General features: G+C 57.6%; 17 protein-coding genes. 10 read left to right on the top strand and 7 right to left on the bottom strand.

Going from position 1 to position 22,202, the window contains the following annotated elements:
- Nucleotides 1–292: 292 nt before the first annotated feature.
- Nucleotides 293–2,755 carry a c-type cytochrome gene (locus tag EC9_RS21855; RefSeq protein WP_218934343.1) on the bottom strand — a complete coding sequence of 821 codons (2,463 nt, stop codon included), beginning with the start codon at nt 2,753–2,755 and terminating at the stop codon, nt 293–295.
- A gap of 331 nt (nt 2,756–3,086) precedes the next feature.
- Nucleotides 3,087–4,124 (bottom strand): NHL repeat-containing protein, encoded by a 1,038-nt coding sequence (locus tag EC9_RS21850; protein WP_145348192.1) that lies wholly within the window; start codon nt 4,122–4,124, stop codon nt 3,087–3,089.
- Between the two features lie 185 nt (nt 4,125–4,309).
- Here EC9_RS21850 and EC9_RS21845 point away from each other — a divergent pair, with 185 nt between their 5' ends.
- Together EC9_RS21845 and rpiB are read left to right on the top strand one after the other, a co-directional pair.
- On the top strand, nt 4,310–5,494 hold the full coding sequence (locus EC9_RS21845) for a Sua5/YciO/YrdC/YwlC family protein (protein ID WP_145348191.1): 1,185 nt from the start codon (nt 4,310–4,312) through the stop codon (nt 5,492–5,494).
- Nucleotides 5,491–5,940, top strand: coding sequence for a ribose 5-phosphate isomerase B (gene rpiB / locus EC9_RS21840; RefSeq protein WP_145348190.1), 450 nt, complete (start codon nt 5,491–5,493; stop codon nt 5,938–5,940). Before EC9_RS21845 ends, rpiB begins: the two co-directional genes overlap by 4 nt.
- Nucleotides 5,941–5,953: 13 nt before the next feature.
- Here rpiB and EC9_RS21835 read toward each other — a convergent pair whose 3' ends face one another.
- Complete coding sequence (locus EC9_RS21835) at nt 5,954–6,148, bottom strand: putative motility protein (RefSeq protein ID WP_145348189.1); 195 nt, start codon at nt 6,146–6,148, stop codon at nt 5,954–5,956.
- A 392-nt stretch (nt 6,149–6,540) separates the two neighbouring features.
- Between EC9_RS21835 and EC9_RS21830 the strand changes: the two genes are divergently transcribed.
- The 4 genes from EC9_RS21830 to EC9_RS21815 all read left to right on the top strand — a co-directional run bounded on the left by EC9_RS21830 (nt 6,541) and on the right by EC9_RS21815 (nt 10,050).
- Nucleotides 6,541–6,795, top strand: coding sequence for a hypothetical protein (locus EC9_RS21830; RefSeq protein WP_145348188.1), 255 nt, complete (start codon nt 6,541–6,543; stop codon nt 6,793–6,795).
- 3 nt (nt 6,796–6,798) lie between these two features.
- Nucleotides 6,799–7,632: a TatD family hydrolase gene (locus EC9_RS21825; protein WP_145348187.1), complete on the top strand. Its 834-nt coding sequence runs from the start codon at nt 6,799–6,801 to the stop codon at nt 7,630–7,632.
- On the top strand, nt 7,629–8,627 hold the full coding sequence (pdxA, locus tag EC9_RS21820; RefSeq protein ID WP_145348186.1) for a 4-hydroxythreonine-4-phosphate dehydrogenase PdxA: 999 nt from the start codon (nt 7,629–7,631) through the stop codon (nt 8,625–8,627). Before EC9_RS21825 ends, pdxA begins: the two co-directional genes overlap by 4 nt.
- 214 nt (nt 8,628–8,841) lie before the next feature.
- Nucleotides 8,842–10,050, top strand: a complete 1,209-nt coding sequence (locus tag EC9_RS21815; RefSeq protein WP_145348185.1) for an HD-GYP domain-containing protein — start codon at nt 8,842–8,844, stop codon at nt 10,048–10,050.
- 33 nt (nt 10,051–10,083) lie between these two features.
- On the opposite strand, the gene EC9_RS21810 is transcribed toward EC9_RS21815, so the two are convergent.
- Together EC9_RS21810 and EC9_RS21805 are read right to left on the bottom strand one after the other, a co-directional pair.
- Nucleotides 10,084–11,004, bottom strand: coding sequence for a WecB/TagA/CpsF family glycosyltransferase (locus EC9_RS21810; RefSeq protein WP_145348184.1), 921 nt, complete (start codon nt 11,002–11,004; stop codon nt 10,084–10,086).
- A gap of 3 nt (nt 11,005–11,007) precedes the next feature.
- Nucleotides 11,008–11,562, bottom strand: a complete 555-nt coding sequence (locus tag EC9_RS21805; protein ID WP_145348183.1) for a hypothetical protein — start codon at nt 11,560–11,562, stop codon at nt 11,008–11,010.
- Nucleotides 11,563–12,267: 705 nt separating this feature from the next.
- On the opposite strand from EC9_RS21805, the gene fusA reads away from it, so the two are divergent.
- Complete coding sequence (gene fusA / locus EC9_RS21800; RefSeq protein WP_145348182.1) at nt 12,268–14,367, top strand: elongation factor G; 2,100 nt, start codon at nt 12,268–12,270, stop codon at nt 14,365–14,367.
- Between the two features lie 126 nt (nt 14,368–14,493).
- On the opposite strand, the gene EC9_RS21795 is transcribed toward fusA, so the two are convergent.
- Both EC9_RS21795 and EC9_RS21790 read right to left on the bottom strand, forming a co-directional pair.
- On the bottom strand, nt 14,494–16,116 hold the full coding sequence (locus tag EC9_RS21795) for a UTP--glucose-1-phosphate uridylyltransferase (RefSeq protein WP_218934342.1): 1,623 nt from the start codon (nt 16,114–16,116) through the stop codon (nt 14,494–14,496).
- A 50-nt stretch (nt 16,117–16,166) separates the two neighbouring features.
- Complete coding sequence (locus EC9_RS21790) at nt 16,167–16,892, bottom strand: lipoate--protein ligase family protein (RefSeq protein ID WP_145348181.1); 726 nt, start codon at nt 16,890–16,892, stop codon at nt 16,167–16,169.
- Between the two features lie 424 nt (nt 16,893–17,316).
- On the opposite strand from EC9_RS21790, the gene EC9_RS21785 reads away from it, so the two are divergent.
- From EC9_RS21785 to EC9_RS21775, 3 genes are all read left to right on the top strand, one after another.
- Nucleotides 17,317–18,762 carry a hypothetical protein gene (locus tag EC9_RS21785; RefSeq protein ID WP_145348180.1) on the top strand — a complete coding sequence of 482 codons (1,446 nt, stop codon included), beginning with the start codon at nt 17,317–17,319 and terminating at the stop codon, nt 18,760–18,762.
- Nucleotides 18,763–18,906: 144 nt separating this feature from the next.
- Nucleotides 18,907–19,596, top strand: a complete 690-nt coding sequence (locus EC9_RS21780) for a hypothetical protein (protein WP_145348179.1) — start codon at nt 18,907–18,909, stop codon at nt 19,594–19,596.
- Between the two features lie 542 nt (nt 19,597–20,138).
- Complete coding sequence (locus tag EC9_RS21775; protein ID WP_218934341.1) at nt 20,139–22,193, top strand: serine/threonine-protein kinase; 2,055 nt, start codon at nt 20,139–20,141, stop codon at nt 22,191–22,193.
- Nucleotides 22,194–22,202 lie beyond the last annotated feature (9 nt).

Genomic DNA, 22,202 nt, shown 5'->3' with positions numbered 1-22,202 from the left:
AGAAGCCCTCTAAGTCACACACGCGTTCGCGGCTCGGCCACTTCGGCGGGGAGCCGGCACGATGTGCCCTCGTCTCCCAGAATAGTCGCATCACTGGCTCCGATAAAGCAGAATCTGTGCCAATCTCTCAAGGAACGCGATCCGATCGCCCATTCTCGACCTACGGGCATGCTCAGCTTGCCCATGCTGGCCAGATTTCCAGCATTGGGGAATCGCAGCACTTTGCAGCCGCGTTGCAGAATTGAACAGCTGGGGTCGAATGGTACAGATTCTCCGGCTCGGCGGATGGCCGTTACCATCGATACCACAGTTCCAATTCCTGAGTCTCCGCGGCGATTGGTACCAGGTATTCCTGCTGCTCCTTCCAGGATCGCAGTTGAGTCCCGGAGCGGAGGGGTTCGCTGGTTTGGACCTCCAGTCCCCGATCGTTCAAGAAACCGCCCTGCTTCGTTTTGGTCAACGTTTTTCCTAGGTTGACTCGCGCCCAGAGCGTGTCGGCAGCGGCGGGCTCGGCCGCTTTACGCGTCAAGCGAATCGTCCGTTTAAGCTGTCCTGGGCCCTCTGGGGCGATGCGATCCTCCACCGCGATCGAATTCCACTCGTACAGCATGCTAGGCACGCCCTGCGAATCCAACCGGTACCCGCCGAACCGGATGTTTGTCGCGTCGTCGTCGAGCGTCGGCCAGGACTGCTTCAGATCTTGGAGTTCTGCCAACAGCGGCCCGTCGGGCAGTTCGACGACCGCATCGCCCAAGGGGGCTGCGGGAGGAGCCGAGCGGACGAACCAGGTTCCCTGGGCGTCCAGGAATCGGCCTCGCCAGAGGAGAGCGGGCCTGATTTTTTCAGCGTCAAACGCATAATTTAGACCTCCGGGGAAACCGACAGCGATCGCGTGTTGCCCCGCTTTGGGCATGAACGTTCGCAGCACAATCGGTCGCTCGACCGGAGACAGTTCATAATCCTGGGCTCGAGCTTCTTTGATCTTTTCGGGGAGACCATGCTTGGGAATATTGGACAGATAGGTCCAGATCGCTGCGATCTGACGTTCGGGATCTCCGTCAAGAATCTCTGGATTGGTGCTGACTCCGTCGGGAAAGAACGTCGGCATCCGCGTCTGTTTTTTCAAACTGCCTGGATTTAGCAGGAAATCGTGAAACCACTGAGGCCGAATGCGCCCGGTAATCCCGTTGAGATCGATGCCCACGATTCCCGGCAGGGTGTCGCTCGCAAATTGATGGCACTGCACGCAGCCGACGTCCATCAATTGCCGCCCCGCCTCGGCTAGATCTTTTTCAGATACTTTTGTTTTTCCAAATACCTGATCGGCCGAACGAGTGGTGAGTTCCGACGACGCGCTGTCGACATTTTTCAACAACGGAACTAGCGATTTCGCCACACCGCTAGGAAACGTTGGCATCCGGATTTGCATGTGCGGACGAAGGTCGGCGCCGTTCCCCTGCAGAACTTTCGTCATCCAGGTCGTATGCAGTTTGCGGCCGACGTTGGAAAGTTGTGGCGGCAGACGCCCCTCGTCGCCAAGATCGACATGCCCCACCGTCTCGAAATAGGCTTTGCGATAACGGCCGACGCCCCCCAGGTCATCGCGTTGGTGGCAGGCGTAACAGTTCATTTGCAGCATCGTCGTCATCAGCTGAGATTCCGCGGTGGCCGGTTGGGCGTCGGAGAGGGCCGAGATCGCCGTTGTGATGGCGTCGATTTGAGTTGTGTCGATTCCGAACCGGGGCGACTGTCGGTCGGTTTTCGAGAGGCATCCCTCGGCGGTCCGGCTGACAAGATTGGCCATTGGGGTGGCCGCAACGGATGGCTTGACGCCGCCGACGCTGTGGCAGTTCGCACAGCCCAGCGAGACGAATAACTGGCGTCCTTGATCGATCAACGGCTGATCCGCATTGGCAGTACTCGATTCCGCCGACGGCTGTAGCGCTTGGTCGGCCAACAGATAGGCTGCGATGTCGGCCGCTTCAACGACCAACAGTTTCATCTTCGGCATCCGCCCCGCGGGACGGGCGGCTTCGGGATTTAAGAGAAAGTGAGTCAGCGAGATCGGGGTGTACTTCCCCGCCAGGTCGCCATGCGGGACCGAGGGGACGCGTCGGGCGGCTGCCGACAAACCGAGATCCTCCAGTTCCTCGGGGGCCAGTTGTTCCAGCATCGCATCGAGCGGCGACGGTTTGGTCTCGGTCGTTTCGAAATCGGGATCCGCTTCGTGGCAGGCGACGCAGCCGACTTTGTGGTACAGCTGCTTACCATTCTCCGCGTCACCATGTTCCCAGAAACGGTAGGGGACCGGATTCGCCCCCGTCCCTTTGATCTCCGGAAACGCCTGTTGCAGCGAACTTAAATAGGCGACCAATGCGTCGACCGCCATGGGACGCTGAGCTTCGGGGAGGGTTGCCAGAACATCGGGCATCGTTGTGCCCGGCTTGGTCCCATTCGGATTGCTCAAGTAACGGGATAGATAGTCTCGTTGCAATCGCGAACCGGCAGCGTCCAATCGCGGACCTCCTTTGGGGGACCACAGAGGATTGTCGGTCGCGTGACAGGCAGCACAGCTCAACTCGCTGATCAACAGGCCGCCGGCCAATTCTTCATCGATTTCTTCGTGAAGACCGAAGCGTTCGAAGCCAGCGATAAATGGCCGAGCCAGAGTTTCGGCGGCCAACGCTTGAGGCATCCGAAGCGTGGTGGAGCAGAGAATCAACAGCAGCGGCAGGTACAAACTACTATGGCGCATGGGATACGTTCGCGTTGCGTGGTTGTCGGGGGGCGAGCTCTTTAGGTGTCGTTTAGGCCGCCATTGTAGCGACTTCATCGCGTCGTGGTTTGCCATCGCACACCGAGAACCGGGGCAACTTGCTTTTTCAAACTGGAGCGCCAGAGGAAATGGTAACCCGACGCGTAAGCAAGGAATTCACGCGGTGCCCCGCTTGCGCGTCGGGTTGCCAATAACGCCTAAGCTCAAACAGTGATTTGCCCTGACGCCGAGAACCGGGAGCGTTCTGATTTTGGATTCGCTGGAATCATCGAGAATGGAAGCGCTGTTTATCCTGCACTTCGCCCCAACGCTACAGCCACACGCGTTGCACGCGATGGTTGTTGGAATCGAGCACATGCAACCGGCCTCGTGAATCGCGGACGACGCCCCAGGGCTGAAATAATTCACCCGCGGCGTGCCCCGAACGCCCCCAAACCGCTAGCGATCGTCCCTCGCGATCGAATTTTTGGATTCGATCGTTGCCGTATTCGCAGACGTAGATGCAATCCTCTTCGGCGGATAGTGTTATTCCATAGGGGTAGTAGAGTTGTCCCGGCTGATGCCCAAATTCGCCCCAGGTCCGGACCAGCTTCGCCTGGGGACCGTTGGCATCAAAAACCTGGATCCGATGGTTGCATGAATCGGCGACCCAGATGTGGTCATGGCGATCGATCGCCAAGCTTTGCGGCCGGACGAATTGCCCCGGTTCTGTCCCGGTGGAGCCCCACTGCATCAGAAACTCCCCCGTCGGCGAGAACTTTTGAATTCGATCGATGTCGCTGTATTCACCGGTGTAATAATTGCCCGCCGAATCGCGGACCGCGTCGGTGATAAACGAAAACTCGCCTCCGCCGGTCCCTTGCGTTCCGCCGAGGGTTTCCGATTCCATCAGGCGGCCGTCGAGGGAATACGAGAGCAGTTGGAAGTAATGCGTATCGGCGACCAATAACCGCTGCGACGCGTTGTCGATCTCCAGTCCCGTCGGACGACCGTTGGCGGCGTCGGGAGTTTTCCAGCCGCGGAGGTATTCGCCGTCGGCAGAGAAGATCTGGATGCGCCCCGTGGTATCGACGATATACAGCTGATCATCGGCATCGATCGCGATCGCACGCGGTTTTTGAAAGCGACCCTCGGAAAGCCCGCGACGGCCCCAGACCAGGTCGACCGTCCCGGTGGTCCCTTGAGGGGCGATGCACCCGGGCGAGGCAACCGCGACCGCCGCTGCCGACAATCCCGCCAGATGTCGGATGAATTTCCGTCGGTCCAGGGGGGCGGGCGTTTGTCGACTGTTAAGCCCAGGCAGGGGCAGGGAGGTTCGCTTTGACAGGGGGCGAGGTCGGTTTTGCATAGTTTTCCGATGGCGGTGCCCCACCCCAGGCAGATGGAATGTGCAAGGATTTGCCGCGAAAAGCACCCCCGCGTTGGGATATCGCGCCGGACACCCCATTGCTGCGGTTGTAGCGACTTTAGGCTTCAACATATAATACGCTATTCCATTTCTCCATCGCCCAATCACAGGATCGCCGCGAATTCATGCCAACGGTTATTGATTTGCAGCGTGCGGAAGATCCACGTGACATCGTTTACCTTGGTGTGCAGTCGCTTGCCGAGGGAAAAGTGATCGCGTTGCCCACCGAAACTGTTTACGGTTTGGCGGCGAGCGTATTGTGTGCCGATGCGGTGCAGCGGATGAGCCAGCTGAAAGGCAAGCGAGACGATGCGGCAACGGCGACTGGGACACAATGTTCGCTGGCGATCGCCGTGAAAAGCGCTGATGAGGCCTTGGATTACATGTGCCACGATTCGCCGCTGGCGATTCGCTTTGCTCGTCGCTGCTGGCCAGGACCTGTTACATTGGTCGTGCCATGCGATTTGAAACGGTCCGCTGTTTCCTGTTTTCCCAAAACGGTCCGCGAACTTGTCGTCAGCCAATCGGGACATATTGGAGTGCGCGTCGTCGCGCATCGGTTGTTTGAACAACTGCAAAAGTACTGCGCCGGGCCGATTGTGATCTGCAGTGCAAACCGCAGCGGTGTTCGGGCGGCGAGTACAGGCGTTGATGTGGTGGAACAATTCGGCGACGATGTGCCGCTAGTTGTCGATGATGGACCCACCCGATATGGTGGTCCGTCGACCGTTGTTCGGGCCGTTGGAAACCAATTCAAAATCATACGAGAGGGCGTCGTGGAAACCGCAGCGATTCGTCAATATGCACGACCGTCGATCGTGTTAGTCTGCACGGGGAATACCTGTCGCAGCCCGATGGCCGAAGCCTTATTGAAAAAACGGATCGACGAACGTTTTGGCAACAGCCCCAGCGGAGCGATCATTCCGAGTGTCAGTTCGGTCGGGTTGGCGGCGATGCCCGGCGATCAGGCAGCCACCCAAGCGATCGACGTGATGCGCGAACGGGGGCTCGATATCTCTGGCCACGAGAGCCAACCGTTTGGCGAACAGACGATTCGATCGGCTGATTTGATCCTGACGATGACCCGCTCGCATCGCAACGCGATCTTGCAGCGGTGGCCAAATGCCCAAGACCGCGTCTTTACTGTCCGCCGAGATGGTGGCGATATTTCAGATCCCGTCGGTTCGCCTGTGCAAATCTACCAGGCTTGCGCCGACCAAATAGACCGCGAATTAGCACAGTGGGTCGAGAGCATGGGGCCCGAGTGGCTTGCGATCCCAGAATCGGGCGAAGAGGGAGACAAAGCATGAAAGTAAGCATCGCGAGCGACCACCGAGGCGTTCACATCAAGGCTCGAATTATCCAGGCACTCGAATCCAACGGCCACATCGTCTTCGATGAAGGGGCCGACTGCGACGACGCCAGCGACTACCCCGACTTTGCCAGCGTGGTTGCTCAAAAGGTCAGCCAGGGGGATGTTGATCGTGGGATCCTGATCTGCGGTACGGGGATCGGGATGGCGATCACTGCGAATAAGTTCTCCGGTGTCCGCGCAGCACCGTGTTATGACGAGGTGATGGTGGAGCTGTCGCGACGACACAACGACCTGAACGTGTTGTGTCTGGGAGGGGATCTGATCGGTGATCGGAACATCGACGATCTGATCCTGTTATGGATGCGAACCGAATTCGAAGGGGGCCGCCACGCCCGCCGCGTCGACAAGATCGTCTCGATCGAAACCAAGAACGCCGTTTAGGCTCGGGGTGCGATCAGCCGTCGGATAGTTCCAGGCTGTCGATCTGCTTGCCTGCCGCTGCGGCCGCTTCGATCAATTGCACTGCCGCGTCGCCGGCCTGTTGCGATGCTTCCTGTTGTTTCTTTAGAACCGCGATATCCACCTTGTTGTGCAGTTGCGCGTTGGAGATCGCGGTGGCGGTTTGTATAATTCCGTTGACGCTCGACATCGATCTGAATCCCTCGTTTCCAAGTCAAAACTTTAGACATGGCAAGTATCGAGCGAAAACGTGGCGTGGGCCGGGGGAAATTCTCTAACTGTCGAAACCCTACCTGCCGCTAGCGTTCAGCTTTACCGGTTGTGCCGATTGGGTATCACCCCCCGAAGGTTGCCGCCACATCTGCCGCAGCTCCTGGCGAACCCCCGGGGACGCTCTTTCGATTTCTCGTTATAATTGCGGAGAGCTTTAATGAGCAGGTTCGGCCGGTAGCATCCGCATCGTTTCGTGTCGCCCCGAGGTTGGGAATCGCGAGGCGTTCTCCTTGCGGTTAAGCTGGAAGACTTGTTTACCTGCCTGCTCAACGTGCCTTTCGAATCCTCACCAGCGACTGTGCCGCGAACATGAACTCACCACAAACTGCCTCGCAAGTGCTCGACCGCCACTATCTGGAGGCCCGCGCGCGGATCTTGGAAATCGCAGCCATCTTCGACCGCATCGATCGCGCTCAAGGGAGCACTGGCGACGATTCGCGCGACGCGCTGCTGCGTCAAGGAATTGAAATATTGTCCGGCAGCGCGGCGAACCGTGCTGAACAGGTTCAGAAGTTATTCTCGCGCGATTACAACGCCGACTGGCGAGACGAGATGGGGGTTTAAGTTATGGATTACATCGATCCACACATTCACATGGTGTCGCGAATCACCGACGACTACGCAACGCTTGCCCGTATGGGCTGCGTCGCGGTCAGCGAGCCCGCGTTTTGGGCTGGCTTTGATCGTGGTTCGGTCGACGGTTTCCGCGACTACTTTTGCCAATTGACCGAAGTCGAACCACGGCGGGCCGCTCAGTACGGCATCCAGCATTTCACTTGGTTGTGCATCAACGCCAAAGAAGCTGAAAACGTCGAACTGTCGCGCGAAGTGATTGCGATGATTCCCGAGTTTCTCGACCGTCCGGGCGTGCTTGGAATCGGCGAGATCGGGCTGAACAAAAACACCCCCAACGAAGCGACTATTTTTATCGAGCATATGGAGTTGGCGATCGCTCACGAGCAATCGATCCTGATCCACACGCCTCACTTGGAAGACAAGTACCAAGGGACGCGGATGATCTTGGATATGTTGTGTGGCGATTCGCGAGTCAATCGCGACCGCGTGTTGGTCGACCACGTCGAAGAGCATACGGTCGCCGAGGTTTTGGATCGCGGATTCTGGGCCGGCATGACCCTCTACCCAATCTCCAAGTGCACGCCCGATCGCGCTGTCGACATGATCGAGATGTACGGTGCCGAGCGGTTGTTGGTCAACTCCGCAGGCGATTGGGGCCCCAGCAAGCCGACCGCGGTTCCCGATTTGATCTTCGAATGCCGCCAGCGTGGTATCCCTGAAGCAACGATCCGCAAGGTCGTCTACGAAAACCCCATCGCTTTCTTTTCGCAAAGCAAAAACTTCAACTTCCAACCGCGCGACGGCCAACAGGCACCCGCGGTATGAAGCCACGTCTGGCGATCACAACGGGCGACCCGGCGGGGATCGGTCCCGAGTTGGCGTTGAAGGTTCTTGGCGATCGCGAAGTGACCGATCGCTGCGTCCCGGTTCTGATGGGCGATCTTGCCGTCCTGCAATCCGTCGGCAAACGATTGTCGCTGCCGCTGCCACAACAAGTGGTTCCGCGGACAGCGGGGCTGGCGGCAATCGCCAGTTTAGATCGACCGGCGATCTTTGATTTTGCATCGCCGCTAGAAACGTTTCGCCCTGGCGTTGTCGATCGCGCGACCGGAGCGGCTTCGTATGCGTATGTTGTCGACGCGATCGATGCGGCGATGGCTGGGCAGGTTGGCGGGATCGTTACCGGGCCGATTCAGAAAGAGGCTTGGCACGCGGCGGGGATCGAGTTTCCAGGGCATACCGAATTGTTGGCCCAGCGGACGCAGGCCGATCGGTGTTGCATGATGTTGACCAGCCATGACATCTCGTGCGCTCTGGTCACCGTGCATGTCGGGCTGTGCGAAGTGGCTGGTTTGCTGTCGACCGAAAGGGTATTGGAAACGATCCAATTGGCCCACGCCGCGGTCTCTCGACAACTGGGCCGACCGGCGCGCGTTGCCGTCTGTGGTCTCAACCCACACGCCGGCGAAGGTGGGATGTTTGGCCAACGCGAAGAGGAGCGGTGGATCGTTCCGGCCATCGAAGCGGCCCGCAGCGAGGGGCTTGCGATCACCGGCCCGCTGCCGGCCGATACTGCGTTTGTTCCTGCGATGCGGGGGCAGACGGATGTCTATGTCTGCATGTATCACGACCAAGGTTTGATTCCGCTGAAGACGCTTGCGTTCGATGAAGCGGTCAACGTGACTCTGGGGCTGCCGATCGTTCGGACCAGCGTCGATCATGGGACCGCGTTAGACATCGCGTGGCAGGGAATCGCAAGCGACACCAGCATGAAACAAGCCATCCAGATGGCGATCCGTTTGGCGTCATCGAGCGGTTGAATCGGGCGTGTGGTTAGGCATGCCTAGCCAGACTGAATGTGCGGGTTGGGGCAGCTGCGCCGGTGGGGGTGCATTCCCTACAATCGCTTGAACATCCTGCGGCGTTCCGTAGGGTTGGTTGGATTGGTCCTTTTTGCGAAAGCTTACGGCCTGTCGAGTTCGATCAGCCGCAGTGGGCAACACACTGCGTCTTTAAAAATTTCAGGGGCGATCGATGGGGACACTGCCGGACAGCAGTCCGCAATTAAGCGTTGGGCAACCGCTGCGCGAAGACATTCTTTCCAGCAACGGCGACGTGCTGTATCGGTCTGGAGAAATCGTGACCGCCGAAATCGCGGAACGAATCCAGCGCCATGGGCTGCGCAGGGTGCTGCAGGATTCCACGGATGTCGATCCGTCGTTGCGGACGGCGGGCGTTCATCGAAAGCAACGTTTAAAAATGGCGAACCTGCCGTATTCGCAGGAGCGTGCCGAGATGTTGCATCGTTTGATCGACGAATCGATGTCGAAGCTCCGCGAGTTGACAGCTTCGTTGCACGGGCGAGGTCGCGTCGATTGGCAATCGCTGGCCGATATCCCCATGTCGTTTGCCAAGCAGAGCGAACAGGACATCGATCAGACGCTCTCGTCGGCGCTGCATCGATCCGAATACCATGAACTCAGTTCGCATTGTCTCACGCTGGGAACCTTGGGGATGATGATCGCCCAAGAGATTCCCGGTTGCAGTGAAGATGAAATTCTGGACGTTGGGATCGCCGGGTCGTTGCACGAGATGGGAGTTGGTGAATTGGAGCTGGGGCCTGAGGCGAGGAGCCGTCGCAGCGAGCTTTCGGCGTCCGACTTTGCGACCTACGCGCAGCATCCGATCGTTGCGTATGAGTTGTGTGAATCGATCGCTGGGCTCAGTTCACGCGCTAAGCAAGGTCTGTTGCACGTCCATGAACAGCTCGACGGTTCCGGGTTTCCGCACAGCGTTGGCGGTCAGCAATTGAACCGGATCGCTCGGGTTCTGAATGTGGCCGATGCCTATCTGACGCTGCAAAATCCGTTGGATGGTCGGCCTGCGATCAAACCGTACGATGCCTTGGTCTGTCTGCTGTATCAGGTTCGCGCCGGGCGGTGCGATTCCGAAGCGGTGCGAGGGCTTTTGAATCTCGTCTCGCTGTTCCCCTTGGGCAGCTTTGTGCGGTTGGACGATTCGCGGATCGCCCAAGTGATTCGCAGCAATTCGCCGTCGTACACCAAGCCGACGGTTGTGGTGGTGGATTCCGATGAAGTGATCAATCTTCGCGAGTCGGAAAACTGCATCGTTGCGATCGCGGAGAATCCGTCGTCGGCAGAGATCCGGTTACAGCAGGATGAGCTGCAACGGCCCTGTTGGATTCCCAGCGTTCATCAGCCGCATTCGATGTCCCTCGCCTGATCCCAAGCTTGCCGCTTGGGTTTGGGGGGGCGGTTATCGCACGGCGTCAAGCGATTCTTGTCGCAGAGACCGCAGCAGAAACGCTGCGTTATGCCAATATCGGCGGGCCAATCGACGCGGTTCTTGCAGCATTCGATAGCACCACTCCAACCCTGCCCGTTGAATCCAACGCGGAGCTCGGGCGACGCCGCCGGCAACGAAGTCGAACGAAGCGCCAATCTGCACGCAGACCGGAGCGCCGATCTGTTGGTAGTTCTCCGCGATCCAGAGCTCACCTTTCGGTTGGCCCATCGCGACGTAAACGATATCGGGTTGGGAGCCGCGAATCTCTTCGATCAGCTCGGCATGCTCTCGATCGCTGAGCGGTCGAAACGGGGGAGAGTGCACGCCGGCAACGGTCAGGCCGGGGTATCTGTCCGACAACTTATCGGCAGCGGCTTGAGCTACGCCCGGCGCGCCGCCAAGGAAGTAGATCCGGTGCCCCTTGTGAGCAGACCATTGGGTGAGCGCGTAGATTAACTCGGAACCGGCGACGCGTTCGGGCAGCGGTCGGTCGGTCCATTGCGAGCGCCAGACCATCGGCATCCCATCGCAAACGATAAACGAAGCGTTGTCGTTTACCTGTCGTAACTGCGGATGCTGCGACGTCAGCATGTTGTAGTTCAGGTTCGCCGTGATGAAATATCCCGGGCGCCCTGCGGCGATCAAGCCGTCGACATGTTGAAGCGTCTGGCCGAGGGTCAGTCGCGAAAAGGGGACGCCCCAGATCTCGACCGCCTCGGGTTTTGCTGGCGGTCCGTTGGGGATCGTCTCTGTGTCAGCCAGCGCGGCTTCGACGCGAGCTTCGAGTTCGACGATCTGCGTTTCCAGTTTGGACAGCGCCCGGTCGGCGCAAGCCGGCTTGCGGTTTAAGAACACGTCGGCCGAGGCGCCCGATTCGATGGCCTTGGACATGGGTTAGATCTCGTAGGAGTGGACGACCAGGTCGCCGGTGTGTCGTTGGACGATTTTGATTTTCGTTCCACAGGGCCAGCAGTACTTGAAGACGCATCGGCCCAGGAGATCGCGCGACTTATCGACTTCCGGAGCGCAGGTGGTGCAGCACAAAGGAACGCACAACGCCACTTCGGTCGGGCAGCACCCGGTCGGCACCTGGACGACAACCTGTCCGGCCTGGCCGGTTTTGCACTTGTGCATCAACAGTGCCAAGATCGGATGGTTGCGATAGAGCACCCGCGGTTGCTCGCAGCAATGACCGCTATGGGAATACGGCGCGGGGGCGGGTGAATAGATCGGTGCGTACGCTTCGTAGGACGACTCCATCGCGGGAGGAGCCGTTTCGATCATCACCGAATGATCCTCTTGGACCGGAGGATTGATAGCTTCGGGAACGGCGATCTCTTCGTAAGCGACGGGGCTGACCAAGACGTCTAGCCAGCCGGCCGATGCGGGGACCGCGATCGCCGCGACAGCGGCAAACAGCGTGGTTCGGATGAATAATTTTGCGTTCATGGTCACGGAGATCTCGTTTGCGGTTGGGTTGGACACGAAGTAGCGCACCCCCCTGGGTGTGCCGCTCTACTGAACCCTAGTGCGCACAGCGGGCGCTCCAAGCAAAGGGCCTCAAGGAAGCCTTGGGCTGCGACCAGGAACCATCCCACCTTGAATGACTGTTCCGAAGATCCGGATTACAACGCCCGTTGCTCGACCGAACAGAATCTCCTCCATCCTGGGAAATGCTGTGAAAAAGGCCCCGTTTCGGTCCTGGGGTGCCTTCGAACCAGCGGTGGCTAGGCTTTGGCAAGCTGCGAATTCGGCAATCATTTCCAGGGCAAATGAGGAAAAGTAGTTTTAGATAATGAGGAGGAAACGAACAGATTTGCCCTTTTGCATTCGCAAACGCTTTGTCATATTGACCGAATAGATGGATTGGAACGGGCTAGAAGTCCGTAAAAATGGCCAATGGCGATTGATTAGACGTTAAGTTCCGCTCTGAACGGCTTGATCGTTGAATCGCTTCCCTTGCCGCAAATGCGGTCCGAGGTCGAAGAATCGAAAAAATCGTTACAGATTGCCTCGGTTCCCTGCCAGGTCAAGGGCCAACCAAGCCGAAGTAAAGACTTGTAAAGATTTGTGTTTTCTATCGCTCGTGTTAGAGCGTCGCCCACTTGTATCAAGCGACTGCCGCGACCAGCACAAGATGTTCAGGTGACATCAATGAATTTGGAAAAAGTACGTAATATCGGCATCAGTGCCCACATCGATTCGGGCAAAACAACCCTCAGCGAACGCATCCTGTTCTACGCTGGTCGAATCCACAAGATCGAAGACGTTCGTGGCGGCGGTGACGGCGCGACGATGGATCACATGGAACTGGAAAAAGAGCGTGGTATCACGATCACCAGTGCCGCGACCTCGCTGAAGTGGAACCACTTGGGTGAAGAGTACAACGTTAACTTGATCGACACCCCCGGCCACGTCGACTTCACCGTCGAGGTAGAGCGCTCGTTGCGCGTGCTCGATGGTGCGGTTCTGGTTCTCTGCAGCGTCGGTGGTGTTCAAAGCCAGTCGATCACTGTCGATCGCCAGATGAAGCGTTACAAGATTCCTCGCTTGGCGTTCATCAACAAGATGGACCGCACCGGCGCCGATCCTTTCCGCGGTTTGCGCGAATTGAAGGAGAAGCTGCAAGCCGACGCGTTCCTGATGCAGTTGCCGATCGGTCGCGAAGACAACTTCAAGGGGGTCGTCGATCTGATCGAACGCAAGGCGTATTACTTCGATGGCGACAACGGAGAAGTTCTGCGCATCGAAGAGCCACCAGCGGAGATGGCCGACGAAGTCGAAGAGTCTCGTTTGGCGATGCTCGAAGCGCTGTCGATGTACAGCGACGAGATGATGGAAAAGATGCTCAGCGAAGAAGAGATCAGTGTCGAATTGATCTACGAAGTCGCTCGCAAGGCAGTCCACGCCGGTGCAACACCTGTCTACATGGGCAGTGCCTACAAGAACAAGGGTGTGCAACCGTTGTTGGACGCCGTGGCTCGTTACCTGACCAGCCCGCTGGACCGCGAAATCCACGGTATCGATCCGAAGGACGAAACCAAGCAGATTCCGTTGACCCCAGATCCAAACGAACCGTTTGTCGGCATGGCGTTTAAGATCGTCGACGATGAATACGGCCAGCTGACCTACATGCGTATCTACCAAGGTACGTGCGAGAAGGGCGGATCGTATGTCAACCAACGTACCGGCAAGAAGGAACGCTTCAGCCGTCTGGTCCGGATGCACAGCAACAAGCGTGAAGAAATCGATTCGGCCAGCGCCGGCGACATCATCGCGGTAATGGGCATCGACTGCGCTAGCGGTGACGCTTACGGCCCCGAACGCAACTTCTGCACGCTCGAATCGATGTTTGTTCCCGAACCTGTCATCAAGGTTTCGGTCACGCCGACAAGTCGTGCCGAAGCGGACAAGATGGGCAAGGCGCTGCAACGCTTCCGCAAGGAAGACCCGACCTTCCGCGTCGAGACCGACGAAGAGAGCGGCGAGGTTCTGATCAGCGGCATGGGTGAATTGCACCTGGACGTCTACGTAGAACGGATGCGTCGCGAATACGGCGTCAGCGTCGAGGTCGGTGCACCAAAGGTTAGCTACCGCGAAGCCCCAACCAAGCACGTCGACTTCGACCACAAGTTCAAGAAACAGACGGGTGGTTCGGGTCAGTTCGCGCATATCAAGGGATCGATCGAACCGATCGAAAGCGACAGCGAAGACAGCTTCGAATTCGAAGACAAGGTCGTTCAGGGACGTATTCCTAAGCAATACATCCCGGCCGTCGAAAAGGGTTTCCGCGATTCGTTGATCAAGGGCCCAGTTGCTGAATTCCCCGTTGTGGGAACTCGCGTGACCTTGAACGACGGTGCCTACCACGATGTCGACTCGTCGGAAAAATCGTTCCACACATGTGCTCGCGAATGCTTCCGTGAATACTTCAAGAAAGCATCGCCCGTCTTGCTGGAACCGATCATGCAAGTCGAACTCGAATGCCCCGAATCGTTCCAAGGTGCGGTTGTGGGCGACGTGACCGGCCGTCGTGGAATGATCACCAACACCGACATTCGCGAAGGCGTCAGCTACATCAGCGCTGAAGTGCCACTTGCGGAAACCTTCGGTTACGCGACCGACTTGCGTAGTATGACGCAGGGCCAGGGAACGTTCACGATGGAACTTTGCAAGTACGCCAAGGTCCCAGGCAATATCCAAGAAAATATTGTCAACGAGAAGAAGAACGCAGATCTGGTCGCGTCGAAGTAAACCGCTTCGCAATACCAGCTGTCTGAACAACGCAAAGGCCACGTCGATTCGATCGACGTGGCCTTTGTTTTTTGATGCTGACCGGCGATCAGCCGATCGCCGGAACCGAACCGCAGAATGCCGCGGCTACGAGTCGTTTTCCGATTGCAGGATCTTCCGGGCTCGATCGACGTCGCGGTTGGCGACAAAGACCGGGATTCCTTTGCTGGGGTTTCCGATTCCCGACAGCATGATGCTGGCGTTGGTCCCTTGGGTGAAACTTTGGATCCCGGCGCCTCCCAATTGCGATTGGATGATGCTGGCTTCGGTTGCTGTATCGCAGCGGGCTACGACCACCTGTCGAAGATCGCCGGGCTGCGGTTCAAAATATCGATCCTCCGCGACCGACAACCCCGATTCGATTCGGTCGGCCACCTCTTCCGCGTCTTGCGCCCATTCGGGATTGATTTCGACCGACACACCTGCAGCAACCTTCGCTCCCGCTGCCGTCAGCCAGCCGCGATGCAAGTCGCTGATCGCTCGCCTTGCCGCTGCCGGTGTATCGCTGGGAGCACCGTCGGCGTTCTTTACCGGTGCGAAGATCTCCGCGGCAACGCCTTCGACGACAAACGCGTTTTTCGCCATCGGCAGTAAGTCGAAGATGAATCGTTCAAACTTGATCGCGTTGGGATCGGCGGGAGAGACGACGTTGCCGCTGCCATCGACGTAGGGGACCTTCTTGTAGGCGCGATTGAACGCCAAATTGTCGTCGTGGTCGGTCGCCTGTTTCAGGAACGATGTCTTGAAAACGTGGATCGCAATGTTGCCAGCCCATAACCGCAGCGAGCCATCGGCCTCCGTCTGGCGAGCTGCTGATTCGGGCAGGTGAATGTATTCGATAATCTGCACCTTGCCATCGACCAACACGACGTTGCCGACGCGTTCCAGAGGGGCTCGTTTGCGAACGACTTGAGTCGTCATGTCGCTGTCGGCAAGGATGTGATGCCCGATCAAGGCAGCGTCGCAGGGATTGGCTAGCGGGTTGTCGACTTGGGCATAGGCGAGGTGTTCGATGCCGCGCGAGATCGCGTCCTGCAGGCATCCGCTGGCGGCGAGCGCCGACACGGTCCCTCCGTGTCCATCGGGGCTGAGCGCCAGTTGGTGCTTGGATTCCAACAGCACACGCCCTGTTGCCCGATCGACCGCCGGCATTGTTCCCTGGCAAAAGACGTGCAGTTGGTCGTCGTGAAGCCCCAGGTTGTCGGTCTCCGCAAAGTATTCGATCGTCTCGGCATGGGTTGCGGGACTGGTCATCACATACAGCGGGATCATCACCTGATAACGCTCGCAGATCGCTTTTAATAGATCGGCGTGCATCTGGAACAATGTTCGCTGAGAGACCGGTCCGATCGGAAACAGGCCTTTGGGCTTCTCGAACCCCAGCCGAGAACCTTGCCCTCCGGCGACCAAGATCATCCCGACCTTGCCGGCGGCCAGCGCTTCGCTTCCCGCTTGGACCGCTTGATCGATATTCCAATCGGCTCCGGTTCCATCGGCGCGGACGGCGCGTGGCGGTTCGGCGCGACTGGCGACCGCGTCGAGATCAACCTCCGCGTCGGCGGCATCGATCAACCGCTGCAGCCGCGCGAAATCGATCTGTTCGATTTGTTCGGCCAGTTCCCGCTGCTGGGGGGAATCGAGTTGATCCCAGAACTGCAGCAGGTGTTCTTGGCCGCAACTAGCGAGTTTTGATTGCAATGATGTATTCATAGTTCCTGGGTCGGTAGGGAGGTCTTTGCTCGAATGCAGGCTATGCAAATCTAATGCCGGAAATTCCACTCGGGCTTTCCGTAACGCGATTCCACTAATTGATGGACACGTTCTACGGGCCATTGTTGCATGTTCGTATGGGCTGCAAAGGCTTTCGCCAGGGCGTTTCGCAGTTGCTGTTCGCCCAGCGGCAGGTTGATAACGAACTGGTCGTGCGATCGCCCTTCGCGATAGTCGGGTTGGCGAGGGGGGACGCGGAGGGTGTTTTGCACCAATTCGATCGGGAAATCGTACAGCAGTGTGCCGTGATAGAGCACATGTCGGCGAGCGACTCGCAAGCTGTTGCCGGAGAACTTGCGATTTTGCCATGTCAGGTCGCACGTTCCTTGGAATTTCACCCGGCCCAGCAGGCTGCCGACCGCCTCGCAGATCGTTTGCATCACAAACTGGTGGACTCGATCGAGGTCCTTTAATTCGGGGCGGAGGTCGGTGTTGAGGATCAACGAATAGAGTAGGCATCCGGGGCCCACGGTGACCGAGGTGCCGCCGCTGCACCGTCGCAGGATTGGGATCGAGACCTGGTCGCAAAACTCGCGGTTGACTTCGTCGGCGATCTTCGACGCACGTCCGACGACAACGACGGGGCTGTCGAATTTCCAGAGCCGTAGGATTTCGCTGTCGCGTTGGCTGTCGGCCGCTTCGGCCATTTCGAGCAAAGCTTCGTCGAGCGCCAGGTTTTCGGCACTGTCGGTCAATGATCGATCGAGTAACTGCATGGGGGTAGGTCGCTAGAGGTGGTGTATTGCGTGGGAACTGCTGTCCGAATCCTGCCATTCAACCGGCGATTGGAGTTAGTTTCTATCCCCCCGCGGTTGGCGAACGGGATCCGGGGGCCGATGTCCGTGAAATGATGCGAAAATGCAACGGTTGTATCGTCGGTGAAACAAGCTGGTGGAGATAGCGAAACATTGACGAAAAGGCTGTCGACAGGGGGCGGCTTGGACTTTAATTTTTTTTGAAAATCGTAACTACTTATGCATTGCGGATTTGCCTCTGCAGTTCAGCAAGTAATGATTTGCATATTGAATACCTGTTGGACACACTAAAGAGGTCTCTCGCACGCAATGTGCATATTGACCTTGGTCCACTTGAAATCGCTATCAATCTTTTAAGTCACGAATCGCCGCGGTCGGATTTGTTATGTCGCACAAAAAAAACATCATCGCCCTTGTATCGCTCTGCACCGCAGTCTCTGTGCCAGTGGCGGTCGAAGCTCAAGATGAGTGCTGTTTCCGTCCTGCCTACCGGATGCAATGCGAAACCGTCTACGAAGAGCAGAAGGTGACGAACTACCGCTTGGTTTATGAGACCAATTACGTCGAGCGGGAGATCACCGAAGAGAAACCGGTCGTCGAAACGAAGATGGAACAGCGGACCTACCGGGTCGCCAAGCCGATCGTGGAGACGACCTATCGCGAGGATCGCTACACGGTCATGAAACCCGTGCTCGAAACTAGCTATCGCGAAGAGATGCGGGCCCAGACACGGTACGTCACCGAAACCGCAGAGCGTGAAGAACAAGTGACAACCTATCGTCCTGTTGTGACGACACAGTACCAGCAGCAACAGCAGATTGTTCAACGCCCGGTTGTCGAAACGCAATATCAGACCGAAAACGTCACGACTTTCCGTCCCGTGACGACGGTTCAACAGCAGGTTGTCGACCAAGGGGGCTACGTCGCCCAGCAATACGTCCAACCTGGCACGGTTGGATATGCCGCACAATGGAATCCCGCTGCCTACTATCAACCCGGACCCTTCGGCGTCTTTGCGACTCGCCGCGGTGCCTACCAAGCGGTTCCCTACGCGACGCCAGCGACAGTTCAAACTCAAATGACCTATCGTCCGAATTACGTCACACAGCAATACCAACAAACGACGATGGTCCCGCAGGTTGTCCAACAGCAACGCCCGATCCAAGTCACGCGGATGCAAAGCGAAGTTGTCACGCAAAACGTGCCGATTCAAGTGACGACGATGCAACCGACGACCGAGGTCCGCAAGATTCCGTATCAAGTGAGCCGTCCAGTCACCGAGTACACCAAGCACCAGGTTCCGGTTCAAAGCTACAAGATGGTTCCTGAGGAACACGTTCGCCGCGTTCCCGTTCAGACTCAACGGATGACTTACGAGACCCGCGTGGAACAAGTGCCGGTCAAGGTTTACAAGACACAAACGGTTGTCAAGAAAATCCGCGTCCCACAAACCACGGCCCGCTATGTCCCTTATACAACAACGCGGATGGTGCCACGTCAGGTGATGCAACGCGTGCCGTTGACCTACTACGATCCTTACAGTGCCGCAATCGTATCGAGTCCAACAACTGAAACGTCGATGTCGATCCTGACTGAAGAGGTGACAGTCAACAGCGTCGAGGAGAAGGCTGGAGTCAAATCGCACAAAGTAGAAACCGATCTGGAAGCGATCGAAGAGGTGGACAGCCCCGAACCGACGGTGGATCCTGCAACGGATGCCCCGGCGGAAGGTTCGAAAATCGATAGCCCCAGCGACCGCGACCTGATGGACGCTCCGTCGCTGAACGGTCCCGGCAATGTTTCGCCGGGCAATCCACCGACCGATGCATAACACGATTGGATCGGTCGTTCGGTCGAAGCGAAGCAGGCTATAAAAAGAACTCCTTTTGTAGCGGTTTCGCGTGCCAATTAGACGTGGTTGATTAATCTAGAGTTCTACTAAATCGAACTCAAAAGCCCTTGCTGGGAGATAATCATGCGTCGACGTCGTTGCACCTTTGCCTTCATCTTACCTCTGTTCCTGGTGTCGTTAGCTTCTGCTCAGGACGACGTTCCAGCGGGTGAAAGCGTTCCGGCGGCGTCCGTCGTGGTCACCGAAGACCTGCCGGTAGCCAAACCGACCACCGATGGCGACGATCCCGTCGCCACCGCCACCAAGCCGTCGGGCAGCATGGCGTCGCGACCGTTGAGCGTTACGATCACGCTGGCCAATCAAAGCGTGATCCGCGGCACGCTGACCGATACAACCGAAATCCAGATGAAGACGGGCTTTGGCGAATTGATGATCCCGCTGTCGGAAGTTGCTGGGATTCGTTTCGCGTCGCAAGAGGATACTTCGACCACGATCGTGATGCTTAATGGCGATTCGGTGACCGGCGCAACCGACGTCAAACGATTGACGATCGATACCGAATGGGGAGCGGCTCAGGTCAACGGCCCCAGCATCGCTTCGATCCTGCTGGTTCCCAACCTGCAATGGAGTTCGATCGCAGGGCTCAATGGCAAACGCTGGTACCTGACCGAGTCGAACAACGTCCAAACCAATTCAAGCACCAGTAGCACCGGTGGAAACAACCGTTCGAATCCATCTTCGCTGCCACCGAACAGCAGCTTCCCTGGCAACAGCGGTGTGCTTTCCTCGCCGCCTCAATTTCGACCGCGCTAAAAGCATCTCCGGATCCGGCGCGTAGCGAACGGTTTTGCTCCTGCGAAAGCGCGTTTTCATCGCGATGGTTAACACGTTTGCAGTGAGTACGATTGCCGCGCGGTGTTCGTTCAACGAAACCGCGTGCTAGGAGTCTTTGGGGGCTGTCGATGCGGGGCATGCTTGCAAGCATGACGGTCTTGCGAGCACGCAGCGGAATTGTGGAAGCGTCTGGTCTCAAGTGGGGCACCCGAGCCAAGTGACGTTCGCCAATCGCCCCCGTTAAATTATCCGGCGTTTGGGCGTTTCAGTGCCCCAGGACGCGGTTCCTTTCTTGAAGCGTGCCATTTTTGCTAGGGGCCACCCGCCTGAATACCACGGCTGGGGCTGTGTGGTAGGTGTTATTCATTGGGGGGCGGCAAGGCGCGATCGCATCGATTGAAGGCGACGTGAGGCTAGGGAGGGCATCGGCCGCGGTTTAACTTCCCGATAAAGGCGTGCCGCTGTGATTGTCATCCCTGCCATTTGGATATAGTGGAGGGTGGGGCATGATTAGGAGTTCCATGAGTACGCGCGAGATTGCCAAAGGCCGATTCCTCGATACGTTGCGACGCAGCCAGTTGCTCGCAGACGAGGAGATCGATCCGTTTGTGCAGCGGCGTGGCTTGGGCGATGCGGAGGATTCCACGATCGCTCGCGAGTTCTTGAATGCTCAACTGCTGACACCCTTCCAGGCCAAGTATCTGTTGCATGGCCGCTGGCGTGGGTTGGTGATCGGCAACTATCGAATCTTCGAACCCGTTAGCGCCGGTGGGATGGGGGAGATCTACCTGGCTCGTCAGGCGGGATCTGACACTCCGGTAGCGATCAAGATCCTCCGCAGTGAGCTGCGTGAATCGGTGCGGATGATCGAACGCTTTCGCTTGGAAGCTTTTGCAGTGATGACGCTCAAGCATCCCAATCTGATGCGCGGGATCGAATACGATACGATCCAACAGATGCGGAACAAGACGTCTTATCTGGTGACCGAATTTGTTCCCGGTCCGAACCTCTACGAACTCACCGTGATCCGTCGCCAGTTGCCCTGGCAACAAGCTTGTGATCTCGTCCAACAAGCGGCTTTGGGATTGCATCACGCTCATGAGCGGGGATTTGTGCATCGCGATGTGAAGCCGGGCAACCTGATCGTGTCATCGTCGGGGATTGTCAAAGTCGTCGATTTTGGCCTCGCCCAATACAAAGGCGAAGACGAGTCGTTTGGGTTTTCGATGCGAAAACGACGTGGGACCGAGCGGTTTGCGGCGCCCGAACAATCGGTCAGCGACTATCCGATCGATCCGCGAACCGACATCTATTCGTTGGGTTGTACCTTCTTCTTGGCCTTGTGCGGTCGTCCCCCCAGCGATGAATCGCCCGATCTTTATCCGAGTTCCAAGACTGCCATCGCGCGACTGTTAGATCGCCGCGATGACCTGCCCGTCGAATTGCTGCCGATCATCAAGCGGATGTTGCGTCGCAAGCCAGAGCAGCGGTATGCAACGGCTGCGGAAGTTGCTCGAGTTCTCGAACCGTTCAGTAAACGCTTGGCGGTCGATATCAATTATCCTGCGCTGCTGCGGGCTCGCGAGAAATCCCGACGTTCTGAAGCGTCTTGGAATACCGACGCCAAAGTCGCCGCGACGACCGAAGAAACGGAACCACAGCAATCGGTGGAAGCGAAACGCGATGCGGTCCTAAACGCGTTTGTCGGTGACGCGTCGGAGCCGCGTCAAGGGAATGAAGTTGCGGGTGACGGGATCGACCGCTTTGCCGAGATCTATCGCCGCCATCGCCAACATGTCGACAGGCTCAGCGAACGGATCGATGCTTTGGAGCAATCGCTTCGTGAAAGTCGTGCGACCGAAAGCGAACTGCGGACGCAACTGGGGGCCAAGGAGATTGAAAAGCAGCAAGTGATTGCCGAAAACCGTGAAATCGTTGATTTGATGCGGCATGAAACACTTGCCGCCAACGATGCCCAACATGCTCAACAGACCCAATGGCAACAACAGCGGATCGAACAGCTGGAACAGACGTTGCAAACGACGTCCCAACAGCTGCAAGATTTGCAGGTTCGCTTTGAACAGGAGAGTGCACGGCGCGATCGCGAACATGCGCGTGCCATGGATGATCTCAACGGCCAGCTTGCCTCGACCCGAGAACTGTTCCAGCGCGAACGCGCCAAACGACAACGAACCGCAAGTTTTCTACAGCAGCTGCGATCGCAAACCAAGCAGTTGCGCGAAGAACTGCAGCAGACACAGCAGCAACGCTCTCAAACCCAAGCCGCGGCGGAAACCGAGCGTCAGATACGCAAGCGTGCCGAAACACTGTTGGGAAACTGTACCGAACGCTTGAATGAAGTCGTCCGCCGGGCGAACGCGCTGTCGACGCAAGTGACATCGATGTTCAGCCAATTGTCGAGCCATCAGGCCGAAGAAAACTTCTTCGAAAGCTATGAAAAAGCGTGCGAATCGGAAACGGAATCGCCGCATCGAGCCCACGAATTGTTAGACGAATTGCTGTCCGATGCCGCAGCGTTCCAAGGGCTACCGAATCATTATTCCGACGAGGAATGATAGCCCCGT

This window comes from Rosistilla ulvae (assembly GCF_007741475.1).
Classification (GTDB): Bacteria; Planctomycetota; Planctomycetia; order Pirellulales; family Pirellulaceae; genus Rosistilla; species Rosistilla ulvae.
The sequence above is the reverse complement of the archived record's forward strand: the minus strand, read 5'-3'. Positions and strand labels throughout refer to the sequence as shown.

Excerpts from the sequence above, each read along its gene's own strand:
- EC9_RS21855 (WP_218934343.1), bottom strand. The coding sequence starts at position 2,755 with ATGCGCCATAGTAGTTTGTACCTGCCGCTGCTGTTGATTCTCTGCTCC.
- EC9_RS21850 (WP_145348192.1), bottom strand. The coding sequence starts at position 4,124 with ATGCAAAACCGACCTCGCCCCCTGTCAAAGCGAACCTCCCTGCCCCTG.
- EC9_RS21845 (WP_145348191.1), top strand. The coding sequence starts at position 4,310 with ATGCCAACGGTTATTGATTTGCAGCGTGCGGAAGATCCACGTGACATC.
- rpiB (WP_145348190.1), top strand. The coding sequence starts at position 5,491 with ATGAAAGTAAGCATCGCGAGCGACCACCGAGGCGTTCACATCAAGGCT.
- EC9_RS21835 (WP_145348189.1), bottom strand. The coding sequence starts at position 6,148 with ATGTCGAGCGTCAACGGAATTATACAAACCGCCACCGCGATCTCCAAC.
- EC9_RS21830 (WP_145348188.1), top strand. The coding sequence starts at position 6,541 with ATGAACTCACCACAAACTGCCTCGCAAGTGCTCGACCGCCACTATCTG.
- EC9_RS21825 (WP_145348187.1), top strand. The coding sequence starts at position 6,799 with ATGGATTACATCGATCCACACATTCACATGGTGTCGCGAATCACCGAC.
- pdxA (WP_145348186.1), top strand. The coding sequence starts at position 7,629 with ATGAAGCCACGTCTGGCGATCACAACGGGCGACCCGGCGGGGATCGGT.
- EC9_RS21815 (WP_145348185.1), top strand. The coding sequence starts at position 8,842 with ATGGGGACACTGCCGGACAGCAGTCCGCAATTAAGCGTTGGGCAACCG.
- EC9_RS21810 (WP_145348184.1), bottom strand. The coding sequence starts at position 11,004 with ATGTCCAAGGCCATCGAATCGGGCGCCTCGGCCGACGTGTTCTTAAAC.
- EC9_RS21805 (WP_145348183.1), bottom strand. The coding sequence starts at position 11,562 with ATGAACGCAAAATTATTCATCCGAACCACGCTGTTTGCCGCTGTCGCG.
- fusA (WP_145348182.1), top strand. The coding sequence starts at position 12,268 with ATGAATTTGGAAAAAGTACGTAATATCGGCATCAGTGCCCACATCGAT.
- EC9_RS21795 (WP_218934342.1), bottom strand. The coding sequence starts at position 16,116 with ATGAATACATCATTGCAATCAAAACTCGCTAGTTGCGGCCAAGAACAC.
- EC9_RS21790 (WP_145348181.1), bottom strand. The coding sequence starts at position 16,892 with ATGCAGTTACTCGATCGATCATTGACCGACAGTGCCGAAAACCTGGCG.
- EC9_RS21785 (WP_145348180.1), top strand. The coding sequence starts at position 17,317 with ATGTCGCACAAAAAAAACATCATCGCCCTTGTATCGCTCTGCACCGCA.
- EC9_RS21780 (WP_145348179.1), top strand. The coding sequence starts at position 18,907 with ATGCGTCGACGTCGTTGCACCTTTGCCTTCATCTTACCTCTGTTCCTG.
- EC9_RS21775 (WP_218934341.1), top strand. The coding sequence starts at position 20,139 with ATGAGTACGCGCGAGATTGCCAAAGGCCGATTCCTCGATACGTTGCGA.